Origin of the sequence: Luteibacter anthropi, assembly GCF_023699965.1 — a bacterium.
GTDB lineage: Bacteria > Pseudomonadota > Gammaproteobacteria > Xanthomonadales > Rhodanobacteraceae > Luteibacter > Luteibacter anthropi.
The window spans coordinates 3308163-3322629 of record NZ_CP077072.1 but is presented as its reverse complement, the minus strand read 5'-3'; the positions used below and the strand labels follow the sequence as shown (position 1 = coordinate 3322629).

The 14467-nt window shown below is 66.2% G+C and carries 14 protein-coding genes; 6 read left to right on the top strand and 8 right to left on the bottom strand.

Annotation, left to right across the window (positions count from 1 at the left end; all coding sequences use genetic code 11):
• The first annotated feature begins 22 nt into the window (after positions 1 to 22).
• The 3 genes from yidD to KR767_RS14430 are packed head-to-tail and all read left to right on the top strand — an operon-like array spanning position 23 to position 2404.
• Positions 23 to 283 (top strand): membrane protein insertion efficiency factor YidD, encoded by a 261-nt coding sequence (yidD, locus tag KR767_RS14440; RefSeq protein WP_250876766.1) that lies wholly within the window; start codon positions 23 to 25, stop codon positions 281 to 283.
• The gene (locus KR767_RS14435) at positions 276 to 1616 is read left to right on the top strand and encodes a dihydroorotase (protein WP_250876765.1); all 1341 of its coding nucleotides are present in this window, start codon (positions 276 to 278) and stop codon (positions 1614 to 1616) included. The genes yidD and KR767_RS14435 overlap by 8 nt, the downstream gene beginning before the upstream one ends.
• On the top strand, positions 1604 to 2404 hold the full coding sequence (locus KR767_RS14430; protein ID WP_250879166.1) for a M23 family metallopeptidase: 801 nt from the start codon (positions 1604 to 1606) through the stop codon (positions 2402 to 2404). Before KR767_RS14435 ends, KR767_RS14430 begins: the two co-directional genes overlap by 13 nt.
• A 129-nt stretch (positions 2405 to 2533) precedes the next feature.
• On the opposite strand, the gene folE2 is transcribed toward KR767_RS14430, so the two are convergent.
• The 7 genes from folE2 to efp all read right to left on the bottom strand — a co-directional run bounded on the left by folE2 (position 2534) and on the right by efp (position 8152).
• Positions 2534 to 3463 (bottom strand): GTP cyclohydrolase FolE2, encoded by a 930-nt coding sequence (gene folE2, locus KR767_RS14425; protein ID WP_250876764.1) that lies wholly within the window; start codon positions 3461 to 3463, stop codon positions 2534 to 2536.
• Positions 3464 to 3563: 100 nt separating this feature from the next.
• The gene (locus KR767_RS14420; RefSeq protein WP_250876763.1) at positions 3564 to 4403 is read right to left on the bottom strand and encodes a squalene/phytoene synthase family protein; all 840 of its coding nucleotides are present in this window, start codon (positions 4401 to 4403) and stop codon (positions 3564 to 3566) included.
• The gene (locus tag KR767_RS14415) at positions 4400 to 5080 is read right to left on the bottom strand and encodes an HAD family hydrolase (RefSeq protein WP_166949473.1); all 681 of its coding nucleotides are present in this window, start codon (positions 5078 to 5080) and stop codon (positions 4400 to 4402) included. The genes KR767_RS14420 and KR767_RS14415 overlap by 4 nt, the downstream gene beginning before the upstream one ends.
• Entirely contained in the window at positions 5077 to 5781 is a 705-nt protein-coding gene (gene ubiG / locus KR767_RS14410; protein ID WP_250876762.1) for a bifunctional 2-polyprenyl-6-hydroxyphenol methylase/3-demethylubiquinol 3-O-methyltransferase UbiG, read from the bottom strand. The genes KR767_RS14415 and ubiG overlap by 4 nt, the downstream gene beginning before the upstream one ends.
• A gap of 9 nt (positions 5782 to 5790) precedes the next feature.
• Positions 5791 to 6060, bottom strand: a complete 270-nt coding sequence (locus tag KR767_RS14405; RefSeq protein ID WP_250876761.1) for a YciI family protein — start codon at positions 6058 to 6060, stop codon at positions 5791 to 5793.
• Positions 6057 to 7397, bottom strand: a complete 1341-nt coding sequence (locus KR767_RS14400; RefSeq protein ID WP_250876760.1) for a TRZ/ATZ family hydrolase — start codon at positions 7395 to 7397, stop codon at positions 6057 to 6059. Before KR767_RS14400 ends, KR767_RS14405 begins: the two co-directional genes overlap by 4 nt.
• A 173-nt stretch (positions 7398 to 7570) precedes the next feature.
• The gene (efp, locus tag KR767_RS14395; protein WP_166949467.1) at positions 7571 to 8152 is read right to left on the bottom strand and encodes an elongation factor P; all 582 of its coding nucleotides are present in this window, start codon (positions 8150 to 8152) and stop codon (positions 7571 to 7573) included.
• Positions 8153 to 8241: 89 nt separating this feature from the next.
• Here efp and epmB point away from each other — a divergent pair, with 89 nt between their 5' ends.
• From epmB to purB, 3 genes are all read left to right on the top strand, one after another.
• On the top strand, positions 8242 to 9267 hold the full coding sequence (gene epmB / locus KR767_RS14390) for an EF-P beta-lysylation protein EpmB (RefSeq protein ID WP_250876759.1): 1026 nt from the start codon (positions 8242 to 8244) through the stop codon (positions 9265 to 9267).
• A 102-nt stretch (positions 9268 to 9369) separates the two neighbouring features.
• The gene (locus KR767_RS14385) at positions 9370 to 11430 is read left to right on the top strand and encodes an EAL domain-containing response regulator (RefSeq protein ID WP_250876758.1); all 2061 of its coding nucleotides are present in this window, start codon (positions 9370 to 9372) and stop codon (positions 11428 to 11430) included.
• A gap of 51 nt (positions 11431 to 11481) precedes the next feature.
• Positions 11482 to 12849: an adenylosuccinate lyase gene (purB, locus tag KR767_RS14380; protein ID WP_250876757.1), complete on the top strand. Its 1368-nt coding sequence runs from the start codon at positions 11482 to 11484 to the stop codon at positions 12847 to 12849.
• 296 nt (positions 12850 to 13145) lie between these two features.
• Here the strand turns inward: purB and KR767_RS14375 are convergent, their stop codons facing one another.
• The gene (locus KR767_RS14375) at positions 13146 to 14453 is read right to left on the bottom strand and encodes an adenylosuccinate synthase (RefSeq protein ID WP_250876756.1); all 1308 of its coding nucleotides are present in this window, start codon (positions 14451 to 14453) and stop codon (positions 13146 to 13148) included.
• Positions 14454 to 14467: the final 14 nt, after the last annotated feature.

The window sequence follows — 14467 nt, the reverse complement described above, 5'->3', positions numbered from 1 at the left end:
CGGTCGACACCTGGTTCCATACGTGACCCGCCTCCTCCTTCTACTGTTGTCCTTCTACAAGCGGTGGCTCAGCCCCCTCCTGGGAGCCCGCTGCCGGTTCCATCCATCCTGTTCCGATTATGCACGGGTTGCCATAGCCCGCTTCGGGCCGGCGCGAGGCACCGTCCTGGCCAGCTGGCGCATCCTGCGCTGCCAGCCCTTCTGCGAAGGCGGGCTCGACCCCGTGCCGGAACAATTCGTCCTGCGACGCTGTGGTGCCCAAGGAGCCCATACCCATGACTGAAGCCTGGCTCATCAAGAACGCCGAACTCATCAACGAAAACAAGCGATTCACCGCGGACGTCCGCGTCCGCGACGGCAAAATCGCGAAGATCGCGCAGGGACTGCAAAAAGAGCGTGACGAAGAGGTTATCGATGCCACCGGCCTTTGGCTGCTGCCGGGGATGATCGACGACCAGGTCCATTTCCGCGAGCCCGGCCTCACCCAGAAGGCCGACATCCGCAGCGAATCGCGCGCCTGCGCGGCGGGCGGCATCACCAGCTTCATGGAGATGCCGAACACCAAGCCGCCGGCACTCGACCGCGACACCCTGGAAGCCAAGTACGCCCGCGGTGCCGAAAGCTCGGCCGTGAACTACGCCTTCTACATGGGTGCCAGCAACGACAACCTTGAGCACATCCGCAAGCTCGACCCGAAGGCCGCCCCGGGCGTGAAAGTGTTCATGGGCGCCTCCACCGGCAACATGCTGGTCGACAACCCGGAAACCCTCGACGGCATCTTCCGCGACACCCCGGTGCCGATCATCACGCACTGCGAAGACACCCCGATGATCGACGCCAACCACGAGAAGGCGCGCGAGAAATACGGCGAGGACATCCCTGCCTGGGAGCATCCGCACATCCGTTCGCGCGAGGCCTGCATCAAGTCGACGAGGCTCGCCATCTCGCTGGCGAGGAAGCACAACACCCGCCTGCACGTGCTGCACATTTCCACTGCCGACGAACTGGCCCTGTTCGAGCCGGGTCCCATCGAAGGCAAGCGCATCACGGCCGAAACCTGCGTGCACTTCCTGCATTTCGGCGGCAAGGCCGATTACGACGAGAAGGGTTTCTTCATCAAGTGCAACCCGGCGATCAAGGACGAAGCGGATCGTGAGGCGATCATCAAGGCCCTGGCCGAAGGCCGCCTCGACGTGCTCGCCACGGACCACGCCCCGCACCTGCTGGAAGAAAAGGAACAGAAGTACGACAAGGCCCCCTCGGGCCTGCCGCTCGTGCAGTTCGCCCTTCAGGCCGCCCTTCAGCGCGTGACCGAAGGCAAGCTCACCCTTGAGCGCGTGGTGGAAACCGTCTGCCACAATCCGGCAAAACTCTTCGACGTGAAGGGTCGTGGCTTCCTGCGCGAGGGCTATGCCGCCGACCTCGTGCTCGTGGACCCGAACAAACCGCATACGGTCACCCGCGCGGAAGTGCTGTCCAAGTGTGGTTGGTCGCCGTTCGAAGGCACCACCTTCAGCAGTAGCATCGCGTCCACCTTCGTCAACGGCCAGCGCGTGTGGGACGGCAAGCAGCTCGACGACAGCGTGCGAGGCCAGCGCCTGGAATTCGATCGTTGAAGCGGGCCGCTCTCGCCCTTGCGGCAGCACTGATCTTCCCGGTGGCCCATGCGGCCACCACCGACCTGCCGTCCAGCGTGTCGCAGGGTGGCCTTGTGATCGGGCATACCACGCCCGGCACGCGGGTCGCCATAGCCGGCAAGCCCGTGCGTGTCGGCAACGACGGCACCTTCGTATTCGGTGCCGGGCGTGACGAGCAAGGCCCCATCGACGTCACGGTGGGCGGTTCGCACCATGCCGTGACGGTCACGCCCCGGGACTGGCCCATCGAGCGGGTGAACGGCGTGCCGCCGAAAACAGTGAACCCGCCGCCGGATATCGCCCAGCGCATCCAGCGCGAGCAGGCCGAAGTGGTGGCGGCGCGCAATCGCGATGATTCACGCGAGGATTTCGCCAAGGGGTTCATCTGGCCGGTGACGGGGCGTATCAGCGGGCGCTTCGGTAACCAGCGCATCTACAACGGCGATCCCAAGGCGCCGCATTCGGGCATGGATATCGCGGTGCCCGAAGGCACGCCGGTCAAGGCGCCGGCCGATGGCATCATTACGTTTGCCAAGCCCGATCTGTATCTCACCGGTGGCACGGTGCTGCTGGATCACGGCTTCGGCTTGTCGTCGAACTTCCTGCACCTGTCGCGCATCGATGTGAAGGTGGGCGAGCAGGTGCATCAGGGTCAGGTGATCGGTGCAGCCGGCAAGACGGGCCGTGCCACGGGCCCGCATGTGCACTGGGGCTTCAACTGGTTCGGTACGCGACTCGACCCGCTGTTGCTGCCCGGCATCAGGTAACCCCTGGAGCGCGCCTTGCGCGCGACCGGGTTGTCGCGATAACCGGTCGCGCGCAAGGCACGCTCCTACAGTAAACGGGGTGTCGCGCGAACGATGGCGCGCAAGGCGCGCTACTACAAGAGTTTCAGGTCAGCGGCGGGCTTTGCTGGAGAACGCTACGGCGTCGTGGGGGTGCAGGCTTTCGTGATGTGCCACGCGTACGTGGAAGTCGGCGATGCCTGCATCGGCGTCCAGCGTTTTCTGGATACGGCGGGCGGCGTCTTCGCAGAACATCAGGTTGCCGCCATTGGCCAGGGCGAAGGCCTGTTCGTCGGCGCGCTTCACGGCCGTCTGCACCGGCGTGCCAAGAGCGGCTTCCACCCGATCGATCATGCCAATCAGGTCGAAGGCGCCCTCTCCTGCCGGTCGCACACGGATCGTAGCCGTGCTGCGCTGGGCGTGCGGCGTGGCAACGATGCCCTGCTCCGTGCCCAGCCACGCCAGGATCGTCTCGCGATCCAGCGCATGGTCGGCGGGAAAAGCCTTCGCGAAGCTGTCCTGGATCAACTGGCGCGACAGCGCCGCAGAGGCCGGACAGGTCGAGGAATAGACCACGTTCGTGGTGAGTTCCAGAAGAAACTGCCCGTCGCTGCGCAAGGTGGCATCGAGGGTGATCGGATACGCACGCCAGCCACTGTTGTCGCTGCGCAAGGCACGGCGGCGCACCAGGTGCTCGAAGCCAATGGTGATCCGCGCATGATCGGAAAGCCCCTCGTGGGACGAGAGAAACTGCCCCAGCAGTGCTCGCACACCCGCCAGCGTCACCGGACCGGCAGACAACGCCTCCGACACCAGCAGGTACAGGCGCGACATGTGGATGCCGCGCGCCTCCGCCCTGGTCAGGTTGACGAAGGCACCCACGCGCGCGCTGGTGGTCCTGGCATCGCCATCGCCCGCATCGAAGGCCACCGGCATCTCCATGCCATCCATGCCCACCCAGTCCAGCGTGCCCAGGGCGAGTGCGTGGTCTTGCGATGCCACGTCGGGAAGCTGGCGGGCCGGGGAATCTTGCATGTACATGGATGGGATCCTTGGTGCAGGCCGGGGTCTGCCGGCTTATCCGAACCAGATGGGGTAGATGGCGGCAAGGGTCAATGGAAGGCTCCGGGAAACAGTCCGTTCAGCCCAGCCGGGACGCCGCCTGCCGGGCTGCCCGCCACGCCCTGAAGGCCGTGGCAGGACCCGTGAGCGACTGTCGGCGGTGCAGCTCGGCAAAGGGCTCCGCCGCCTTTGCGGCACCGCGTGCCGTGGCAAGCGCCGTACGCCCTTCCAGGCCACGGAACGTGCTCAGGGGCTCGTTCAAAGACAGCGCATCACGCAAGCCATCCGCCAGCTCGTCGAGCTGGGCTTTCAAGGCCTCGCGACGCGCCGGGGAATCGTCCTTCAGCTGCGCACGCGACAGGCCATGCCGGGCCAGGCGCGACATCGGCAGCGGCAGGCGCTCGTGGTCGGCGTCGAGTTCCAGGCGGGACAGCGCGAAGACCAGGTGTGAGAGCGTAGCGATGCGCGTAGCGGCCTCGACAGGCGCCTGCCCACCGAACCACCAGGCGTTTTCCAGCGCAGCCAGCGAACCGTGCAGGTTGCGCGCCGCCACGACCTGGGCCGCGAAGTCCGACGCGGTGCCCTGCTCGAGCTGGGCCATCGCCGCGAGAACAGGCGCCAGCCATAGGCGCGTGTCTACTTTCCTGGCGCGCTCGCTGGCGAACAGCACCTTGGTCAGCGGATGACGACCGCCGCTGGCAGCGGCGCCGGAGAGTTCTTCCGCCCACCATTGCAGCTTGGCAGCCGCCACCTGCGGCTCACGGATGCCATAGGCAGACGAGATGAGTTCCTGCTCGAACGCGGCCAGCGCCACGTGCTCGTCGCGCACGGCCGGATCGACGAAGCCCAGCGCAACCCGCTGCTGGGGCTGCACCGCCAGCCACTTGTCGACAAAGCTCTGGGTGGCGCCGTCGGTCACGCAGCCACCTTGATGCCCAGCAGCGCCGCCAGTTCATCCGGATGATCGATCACGAGATCGGCGCCCCACTCGTCCGGGTTGCCGCCATCGAGATAACCCCAGCGCACGGCCACGGTGAACAGGCCGGCCGCATGACCTGCCTGCACATCGCGGCGGTCGTCGCCCACGAACACCGAACGCTTGGGCGGTACGCCCGCGAGTTCGCAGGCACGCAGGACCGGCGCAGGATCGGGCTTCTTTACCGGCAGCGTGTCACCGGCCACCACGGCAACGGGCTTCCAGTGCGGTACGGCACGCGGCAGCAGGGCCTCGGTGAGGAAACCCGGCTTGTTGGTGACGATGCCCCAGCGCAGGTGGGCGGCGTCGAGGCCGCTGATCAACGGCTCGATGCCCTCGAAGGGTCCCGTCCCGGCGCGGCCCATGTTTTCCTCGTAGATCGCGAGGAAACGCGGCACGTGACGAAGCACGGCATCGGCGTCGAAATCGGGAAAAGCCACCGCGATCATGGCACGCGAACCGCGCGACACCACTTCGCGCAGCGGCTCGAATTCGGGCACCGGCGACTTCAACTCGTGGCACAGCTGGACGATGGCGGCGTACAGATCCTGGGCGCTATCCAGCAGCGTGCCGTCGAGATCGAAGAAAACGCCTTCGGGCTTGAAGGGCAACGTGGTCATGCGGGCTTCCTTGCAGAGAGGATGTAGTTCACCGACGTATTGCCCGACAGGCTGGCATTACGGGTGAGCGGGTTATAGGCCAGCCCCTTGATGTCCTCGAGTTCGAGATCGACGTGACGCAGCATCGCGGCAACCTCGGAAGGCTTCAGGAACTGGGCGTAATGATGAGTGCCGCGCGGCAGCAGGCGCATGAGGTATTCCGCGCCGACGATGGCCGCGCCGAAGGCGGCCGGCGTGCGATTGAGCGTGGACAGGAACAGCTGTCCGCCCGGCTTCAGCATGGCGGCCAGATCGCGGATGAGAACCAGCGGATCGGGCACGTGCTCGATCATCTCCATGCAGCATACGGCATCGAACGATGCCGGTTCGGCAGCGGCGAGTTCTTCCGACGACTGCACGCGGTAATCCACGGTGAGGTTCGATTCGAACAGGTGCAGCTTTGCGATCTCGATCAGCTTCGCGCCGAGGTCAATGGCGGTGACATTGGCGCCGGCACGCGCCAGGGCCTCACTGAGCAGGCCGCCGCCACAACCGACATCCACCACCTTCGCACCGCGAAGCTGGGTGCGACCACCCACGTAGGCGGCACGCACGGGATTGAGATCGTGCAGGGGACGGGACTCGCCATCGGGGTCCCACCAGCGAGCGGCGAGCTTTTCGAAACGCGCGATTTCTTCCGCGCTGACGTTGGCGTTCTGCATGGTGTTACCTCAACTGAAACGGCGCACGCGCCACTCATGGACGGTGAGCCTGGACGATCCGCTCTTATGCAGCGGATCGGTATGGGCAATCTGCGTGGCTTCCTCGAGGCTGGGCGCGCGCAGCAGATAGGCGCCACCGGTGCCGTCGGTGAACGGACCGGTGAGCTCGATCATGCCGCGACCGATCAGCTCCGACAGGAACATCTGGTGGTCGTCGCCCGCCGATGCCGAGAAATCGGGCGTACGGATGGCGAGCACCAGGTAGAGATGATCGGTCATGCGGGATCCTCCGCCGCGATACGCTCGCGCCACGAACGAGCCTTCTCGCGGATGGCATCGATATCCACGTCGACAAGACGCTTGTTGGCGAGCTTGCGCGCGCCGTCGATCCACACGTCGCTGACCTGGTGACGGCCCGTGGCGTACACCAGCTGCGAGGCCACATGGTAAAGCGGCTGGGTTTCGAGGTCGTCGAGACGCACGGCGGTGAGGTCCGCGCGCTTGCCCGGCTCGATCGAGCCCACCTTGTCGCCCAGGCCGATCGCCCTGGCGCCATTGAGCGTGGCGGCACGCAATGCACTGGCTGCATCAAAGGCCGCGGCATCGCCGATCACCGCCTTGGCGAGCATGGCAGCGGTGCGCATCTCGCCGAACATGTCGAGGTCGTTGTTCGATGCGCAGCCATCGGTGCCGATGCAGACGTTCACACCCGCGGCGCGCAGTTTTTCGGCCTGGCAGAAGCCCGAGGCCAGCTTCAGGTTGGACTCGGGGCAATGCACCACGGAGACGCCGGCAGCGGCACAGGCGGCGATCTCGCCGTCGGTGAGCTGGGTCATGTGCACGGCGATCAGGCGCTCATTGACCAGGCCCAGCTTCTGCAGGCGCGCAAATGGACGCATGCCGTCCTTCGCGATGCCCTCTTCCACTTCCTGCGCCGTCTCGTGGGTGTGCAGGTGAACGGGGATGTCGAGCTGGTCGGAGAGCACGCGGATGCGCTCGAAATTCTCGTCGGACACCGTGTACGGTGCATGCGGGGCGAAGGCCGTGCTGAGCAGCGGCTCGCCACGCAGCGAGTCGTGCACTTCCTCGGCGCGCTGGAAGTATTCGTCGGAGGTCTTAGCCCAGGGCGTGGGGAAGTCGATCACCGGCAGGCCGATCACCGCGCGAAAGCCCATCCGGCGATACGTCGCGGCGATCACGTCGGGGAAGAAATAGTTCTCGTTGGCGCAGGTGGTGCCGCCACGGATCATCTCGGCCACGGCCAGTTCCACGCCGTCGCGAATGAAGTCCGGCCCCATCACGCGGCCTTCGGCCGGCCAGATGTGTTCCTGCAGCCAGACCATCAGCGGCAGGTCGTCCGCGAGGCCGCGCAGCAGGGTCATCGGATTGTGGGTGTGCGAATTCACCAGGCCCGGGATGAGCGCATGCTCGCCGAGGCTGACCCGCTCGCGCGGCGTGTAGTGCTTGCGCGCCTCGTCGGCCGGCAGGATGGCGAGGATCTCGCCGCCGTTAATGGCGACCGCATGGTCGTCGAGCACGACACCGTGCGGCTCGACGGGGACGACCCAGCGGGCCTCGATGAGAAGATCGATATCGATAGGGGTGGTGGAGTTCATGGGTGCCTCACTGAATCCGGATACCAGGAAGTCACGGAACATATCGATCCCGTATGACCTTCCATCGTACTTGAGCAGGACGCAGGCAATCCCTTGCCGGTCGCAGATAAAGAAACGGCACGGCGCCCCGGGGGCTGCCGTGCCGATCAGCCAGACCTGGTGGTCCGGACGACTTACTTGACGCGGCTGTCGTACTCGCCGGTGCGGGTATCGACCTTGATCACTTCGTCCTGGTTGACGAAGAGCGGCACGCGAACCACGGCACCGGTTTCGAGCGTGGCCGGCTTGCCGCCGCCGCCCGAGGTGTCGCCACGGACGCCCGGGTCGGTCTCGACGATCTTCAGCTCCACGAACTTCGGAGCCTGCACGGCGATGATCTGGGTTTCGTTGAAGAGGGTGATCTGGCAAAGCTCGTCGCCCTTGAGCCACTTCCAGGCGTCGCCCATGGCGGCCTGGTTGGCACGGTACTGCTCGAAGGTTTCCGAGTGCATGAAGATCCACTCGCGGTCGTCGCCGGTACCCTCGATGTACGAGAAGGATGCGTCGGTATCGACGGCATTGGCTTCTTCGTAGGAGTCGCTCGACTTCAGGGTGAGCTCGGTGGTGCGGCCGTCCTTCAGGTTGCGCACGCGGATGCGCGTGAACGCCTGGCCCTTGCCCGGCTTGATGAAGTCGGCTTCGGTGATGACCCAGGGATCGCCGTTGTGAAGGATCTTCTTGCCCGTTTTGACGTCATTAAGGCCAAGGGTCGCCATGCGTTTCTTGCTCCAGAGGTGAATCCGCCCACCGGGCGGCTAAAATAGGGGGATCTCAAGGGGCCATATGGCCCGCCCCAAGGCCCACCATGATAACCGCAAGCCCCACCTGTCGCCTATCCGCACCCGTTCCGGGCTGGCGCGAGCTGTGGCGGGACGCCATCACCGACGCCGGGGAGCTGCTGTCCGCCGTGGGCCTGGCCCACCGCGCCGACCTGCTGCCCGCGGACGACGCCGGCTTCCCCCTGCGGGTGCCGCGCGGTTTCGTAGCCCGCATGCGCCATGGCGACCCGGACGACCCCCTGCTGCTCCAGGTCCTGCCGCGCCAGGCCGAGCACGTGGAAGCCCCCGGCTACACGATCGACGCCGTGGGCGACATGGCGTCCCGGGCCGGTCACGGCGTGCTGCACAAGTACGACGGCCGCGCCCTGCTGATCGCCAGCGGCTCGTGTGCGGTGAACTGCCGCTACTGCTTCCGCCGGCACTTTCCCTATGGCGAGGACATCGCCGCCGCAGCCCAGTGGCGCGAGGCGCTGGCCCATGTGGCCGCCGACACCTCCATCCGCGAGCTGATCCTCTCCGGCGGCGACCCCCTCTCGCTGGCCACGCACAAGCTGGAAGAACTCACCCGCGGGCTGGCTACCCTGCCCCACGTGATCCGCCTGCGCATCCATACGCGCCTGCCCGTGGTGCTGCCCGAGCGCATCGACGATGCGTTCATCGCCTGGCTCGCCGCCCTGCCGTTGCAGAAAGTGGTAGTGCTGCACGCCAACCATGCCAACGAATTCGATGCGAACGTGGATGCCGCGTGCGCACGCCTGCGCGAGGCGGGCGCCACGCTGCTCAACCAGTCCGTGCTGCTGGCCGGCATCAACGATGACGCCGATACGCTGGCCGAACTGTGCGAACGCTCGTTTGCGGCAGGGGTGCTGCCCTATTACCTGCACCAGCTCGACAAGGTCACGGGCGCTGCCCATTTCGAGGTGCCGGACCACCGCGCCCTCGACCTCGTGGATGCGCTGCGTGCACGACTTCCCGGGTACCTTGTCCCAAAACTGGTACGTGAACTGCCGGGCGATCCCTCCAAGCGCCCTGTTGCCGATTCGGCGCGTTAGTATTGGCGTTCTTCCGGTCGGCCAGCGTCGACCGGACCGCGTTTGGGGGAAGCGGAGTGGGCAACCACTTCGCGGGGTGAACAAGGCGGCAACCGGAACGGCATGAAACACGACAACGTCATCAGGATCCTCTTCATCGAAGACTCGGTGGAAGACGCCGAGCTGTTGATCAACGTATTGCGCAACGGCGGCATCGCCGTGCGTCCTGCGAGAGCCACGAAGGACGACGAGATCCGCACCGCGCTGGACGAACTCCAGCCCGACCTGGTGGTGCTCAACCCGTCCGTTGCGGGCGTGGAAACCGACGCCGTCATGCGCCACATCGATGCCAGCGGGCGCGACATGACCCTGGTGGCCGTGGTGGAAGGCCTGGACACCGATGCGGTGGCCGACCTTTTCGCCAGCGGTGCGCGTGGCGTGGCGCTGCGACGCCGCTCCGACCAGGTGCTGGCCGTGGTGCGCCGCGAATTCGAAGCCCTCGCCACCCGGCGCCAGCTGCGCCGCATGGAAACCTCCCTGCGCGAAACCGAACGCCGCTGCGACGCCCTGCTCGACTCGTCGCGCGATGCCATCGCCTACGTTCACGAAGGCATGCACGTGAGGGTGAACCAGGCATTCCTTGAAGCCTTCGGCTTTGTCGAGGCGGACGACGTGATCGGACTGTCTATCCTCGACCTCGTGGCCAGCGCCCACGCCGACCCGCTGAAAAGCGCCCTTCGCGGCCTTTCCCGTGGCGAGAAGCTGCCGCCGATGGAGCTGGTGGCCCGGCGCGATGACGGCCGCACCTTCAAGGCCGTGGCCGAATTCGCCCACGCCTCGTTCGAAGGCGAGGCCTGCGTGCAGATCATCTTCCGCCAGCAGGCCGTGGACCCGGCCCTGGTGGCACAGTTGCAGCGCGATCCTGTCACGGGCCTGTTCAACCGGGCCCGCACGCTCGAACACATCGACCAGGCCGTCGCCGCCGCAGCCGGGGGCCGTGAGGGCCAGGCCGTGCTGCTGCTTGAGCCCGACAACTGGAAAGACCTCGTCGCCAGCGTGGGCATCGGCAATGCCGACCGTATCCTGGCCACGCTGGCCCGCAGGGTCTGCGAAGCCGTGGACAACGAAGACATCGGTGGCGTGCTCGGCGACCACACGCTCGGTTTCGTGCTGGGGCCGCGCGGCGACCTCGAACATGCCGCGCTCGCCGAACGCCTGCGCACCACGGTGGCCGAGCACATCTTCGACGTGGGCAGCCGCTCGATCACGCTCAGCGTCACCATTGGCGGCGCGCTGCTGGCCGAAAAGAACGCCAATACCGAAACCCTGCTCGACCAGGCCAGCGCAGCCCTGCGCAACGCCCAGAACCAGGGCGGCAACCGCGTGGAACTGCACGACCCCAGCGCCCGCGAAAAGGCCGAGGCCGAGCGCGAGCAGTACTGGCTCGACCTGGTGAAGCAGGCCCTGGCCGACGACGGCCTGCGCCTGTACCACCAGCAGATCATCAGCCTGCAGGATGCCGCGGGCGAGTTCTACGAGATCCTGGTTCGCATGCAGGGCCCGAAGGGCGATGTGCTGCCGTCGTACTTCCTGCCCGTGGCGGAACGCAACGGCCTGCTGCCGGCCATCGACCGCTGGGTGCTGGGCCATGCCATCGATGCGCTGGCCCATCGCGAGAACGATGGCCTGACCACCACCTACTTCGTGAAGATCACGCTGCAATCGGTGGAAGACCCCGACCTGCTGCCCTGGCTGAAGCGCCGCCTTGAAACGGCGCGCCTGCGCCGCAGCACGCTGGTGGTGGAGATGCCCGAGTCCAAGGTGCTAACGAGCCTGCGCCCGGTGCAGGAGTTCGTGGCCGGCTGGCGCAAGTCAGGCGGGCGCTTTGCCATCGAGCAGTTCGGCTCGGGTCTCAACTCGTTCCAGATGCTGACCCATGTCGAGGCCGATTACCTCAAGATCGACCGCAGCTTCATGACCGACCTGCCCCAGCATCCGGAAAACCAGAAGAAAATCGCCGATATCTGCCGCGAGGGTCATGCCTCGGGCAAGCAGACCGTGGCCGAATGGGTCGAGGATGCCGTCAGCACGTCGCTGCTGTTCGCCTGCGGGGTCGATTTCGTCCAGGGCAACTTCCTCCAGGAGCCTGCCAAGGTACTTGCCGAGGAATACATGCCCCTGTGACGGGCCGGGTATAATCGGCGGCTGCCCCGCATCCGCCTCAGGAACCTTCCGATGTCCCACTCCGCGCTGACCGCCCTTTCGCCCCTGGACGGCCGCTACGCCGCCAAGGCGGCTTCGCTGCGCCCGATCTTCAGCGAATTCGGCCTCATGCACCGTCGCGTGCACGTGGAGATCCACTGGCTGCTTGCCCTGGCCAGGCACCCGGGCATCGTCGAGCTGCCGGCGTTCCCGGCCGACGCCGTGGCCCGCCTGGAAGCCATCGCCGACCAGTTCTCGGTAGACGATGGCGAGCGCATCAAGGAAATCGAGGCCACCACCAACCACGACGTGAAAGCCGTGGAGTACTTCATCAAGGAGCGCATCGGCAACGAACCCGCCCTGGCCCAGGCCAAGGAGTTCGTGCACTTTGCCTGCACCAGCGAAGACATCAACAACCTCGCCTACTCCCTGATGCTGAAGGACGCCCGCGAGAGCGTGCTGCTGCCGGCCGTGGACCAGATCATCGGCAAGCTGCGCGCCCTGGCGCACGAGCACGCCGGCCTGTCGCTGCTGTCGCGCACCCACGGCCAGACGGCCTCGCCCAGCACCATGGGCAAGGAACTGGCCAACGTCGTCGCCCGCCTGGAGCGCCAGCGCCGCCAGCTCGTCGCCATCGAGATCCCGGGCAAGATCAACGGCGCCGTGGGCAACTACAACGCCCACGTCATTTCCTACCCCGAGGTGGAGTGGCCGGCCCTGGCCGCGGGCTTCGTCGAGGGCCTGGGCCTCACCTTCAACGCGTACACGACACAGATCGAACCGCACGACGGCATCGCCGAGTTCGCCGATGTGCTGCGCCGGGTCAACATCATCCTGATCGACCTCGCCCGCGACGTATGGGGTTACATCTCGCTGGGTTACTTCCGCCAGGCGCTCAAGGCCGGCGAAGTGGGCTCGTCCACGATGCCGCACAAGGTCAACCCGATCGATTTCGAAAACGCCGAAGGCAACTTCGGTCTCGCCAACGCCCTGCTCGGCCACTTTGCCGAGAAGCTGCCGATCAGTCGCTGGCAGCGCGACCTTACCGACTCCACCGTGCTGCGCGCGCTGGGCACGGCCTTCGGTCATTCGCTGGTGGCGTTCGAGTCACTGATGAAGGGCCTGGGCAAGCTCAACGTGAACGCCGAGCGCGTGGCCGCCGACCTCGACAACAGCTGGGAAGTGCTGGCCGAAGCCGTGCAGACCGTGATGCGTCGTTTCGGCCTGCCGGAGCCGTACGAGCAGCTCAAGGCTCTCACCCGCGGCCAGGGCATCACGAAGGATTCGATGCGCACGTTCATCGCCGGCCTCGACCTGCCCGCCGACGCGAAGCAGGCCCTTGCCGAACTGACCCCGGCCAGCTACATCGGCCTGGCCGACAAGCTCGCCCGCGAGATCTAGCCACGCATTATCGCGCACCCCCTGTAGGAGCGCGCCTCGCGCGCGACCGGTTATCGCGAAAACCCGGTCGCGCGCAAGGCGCGCTCCTACAGCGGCATGGTTTCGCTAAGACCGGTCGCGCGCGAGGCGCGCTCCTACAGGGGTATGGTTTTGCTAAGACCCGGTCGCGCGCGAGGCGCGCTCCTACAGGGGTATGGTTTTGCTGAACCCCGTTGCGCGAGGCGGGCTCCTGCAAAGGGCGTAAAAAAACGCCAGTCTTTCGACTGGCGTTTTGTTTTACCGGGCCTGCGAAACGATCAGCAGCCGCTGTCGTTGCCGAACGGGTCGTCGAGGACGATCGTGTCGTCGCGGTCGGCACCCGTGGCCACCAGGGCCAGCTTGCAGCCCGACAGCTCTTCCACGGCGCGCAGGTAGGCGCGCGCGGCCGGCGGCAGCTTGTTCCAGTCGCGGATACCCGCGGTGGACTCGGCCCAGCCCGGGAATTCCAGGTACACCGGCTTGCACTCGTCCCAGCCGTCGGCATCCAGCGGCGCCAGTTCGCGACGCTTGCCGCGGTATTCGTACGCGATGCAGACCTTGATGCTTTCCAGGCCGTCGAGCACGTCGAGCTTGGTGATCGCCAGACCGTCGATGCCGTTGATCTGCACGGCGCGCTTCAGCGCCACCAGGTCGATCCAGCCGCAGCGACGCGGACGGCCCGTGCTGGCACCGAACTCGTTGCCCTTCTTGCGCAGGGTCTCGCCCATCTCGTCGTTGAGCTCAGTGGGGAACGGACCGCCGCCGACGCGCGTTGCATAGGCCTTGCAGATGCCCAGAACGTAGTCGATATCGCGTGCGCCTACGCCGGTACCGGCCAGCGCACCGCCGACCGTGGTGTTCGACGAGGTGACGTACGGATAGGTGCCGTGATCGATGTCGAGCAGCGCGCCCTGCGCACCTTCGAACAGGATGTTGCCACCCTCGCGACGCACGTCGTGCAGGATGGTGGCGACGTCGTCGACCATCGGCTTGATGTACTCGCCCCAGGTGAGCGCTTCGTCGAGCACGGTCTGGTAGTCGACGGGCTCGGCCTTCAGCCACTGCGTGAGCACGAAGTTGTAGTAATCGACGGCAGCCTTCACCTTCTCCGGCAGCTCGTGCGGATACATGAGGTCGGCGACGCGGATCGAGCGGCGGGCCACCTTGTCTTCATAGGCCGGGCCGATGCCGCGACCGGTGGTGCCGATGGCCTTGGCGCCGGAGGCGACTTCGCGCGCCTTATCGACGGCGATGTGGTACGGCATGATCAGCGGCGTGGCCGGGGAGATCTTCAGGCGGGCACGCACATCCACGCCCTGGCCTTCCAGCTCGGCGATTTCGCTCATCAGTGCGGCCGGGGAAAGCACGACGCCGTTACCGATGAGGCACAGCGCGTCGTCGCGCAGGATGCCCGAGGGAATAAGGTGCAGGACGGTCTTCTTGCCCTTGATCACCAGCGTGTGACCGGCGTTGTGGCCGCCCTGGAAACGCGCGACGGCGCCGACGCGCTCGGTAAGCAGATCGACGATCTTGCCCTTGCCTTCGTCGCCCCATTGCGCGCCGAGGATGACTACTGACTTGCCCATGATGATGATGCTCT

Excerpts from the sequence above, each read along its gene's own strand:
- epmB (WP_250876759.1), top strand. The coding sequence starts at position 8,242 with ATGATAACCGCAAGCCCCACCTGTCGCCTATCCGCACCCGTTCCGGGC.
- KR767_RS14385 (WP_250876758.1), top strand. The coding sequence starts at position 9,370 with ATGAAACACGACAACGTCATCAGGATCCTCTTCATCGAAGACTCGGTG.
- KR767_RS14400 (WP_250876760.1), bottom strand. The coding sequence starts at position 7,397 with ATGAACTCCACCACCCCTATCGATATCGATCTTCTCATCGAGGCCCGC.
- KR767_RS14405 (WP_250876761.1), bottom strand. The coding sequence starts at position 6,060 with ATGACCGATCATCTCTACCTGGTGCTCGCCATCCGTACGCCCGATTTC.
- ubiG (WP_250876762.1), bottom strand. The coding sequence starts at position 5,781 with ATGCAGAACGCCAACGTCAGCGCGGAAGAAATCGCGCGTTTCGAAAAG.
- purB (WP_250876757.1), top strand. The coding sequence starts at position 11,482 with ATGTCCCACTCCGCGCTGACCGCCCTTTCGCCCCTGGACGGCCGCTAC.
- KR767_RS14375 (WP_250876756.1), bottom strand. The coding sequence starts at position 14,453 with ATGGGCAAGTCAGTAGTCATCCTCGGCGCGCAATGGGGCGACGAAGGC.
- KR767_RS14435 (WP_250876765.1), top strand. The coding sequence starts at position 276 with ATGACTGAAGCCTGGCTCATCAAGAACGCCGAACTCATCAACGAAAAC.
- efp (WP_166949467.1), bottom strand. The coding sequence starts at position 8,152 with ATGGCGACCCTTGGCCTTAATGACGTCAAAACGGGCAAGAAGATCCTT.
- folE2 (WP_250876764.1), bottom strand. The coding sequence starts at position 3,463 with ATGTACATGCAAGATTCCCCGGCCCGCCAGCTTCCCGACGTGGCATCG.
- KR767_RS14415 (WP_166949473.1), bottom strand. The coding sequence starts at position 5,080 with ATGACCACGTTGCCCTTCAAGCCCGAAGGCGTTTTCTTCGATCTCGAC.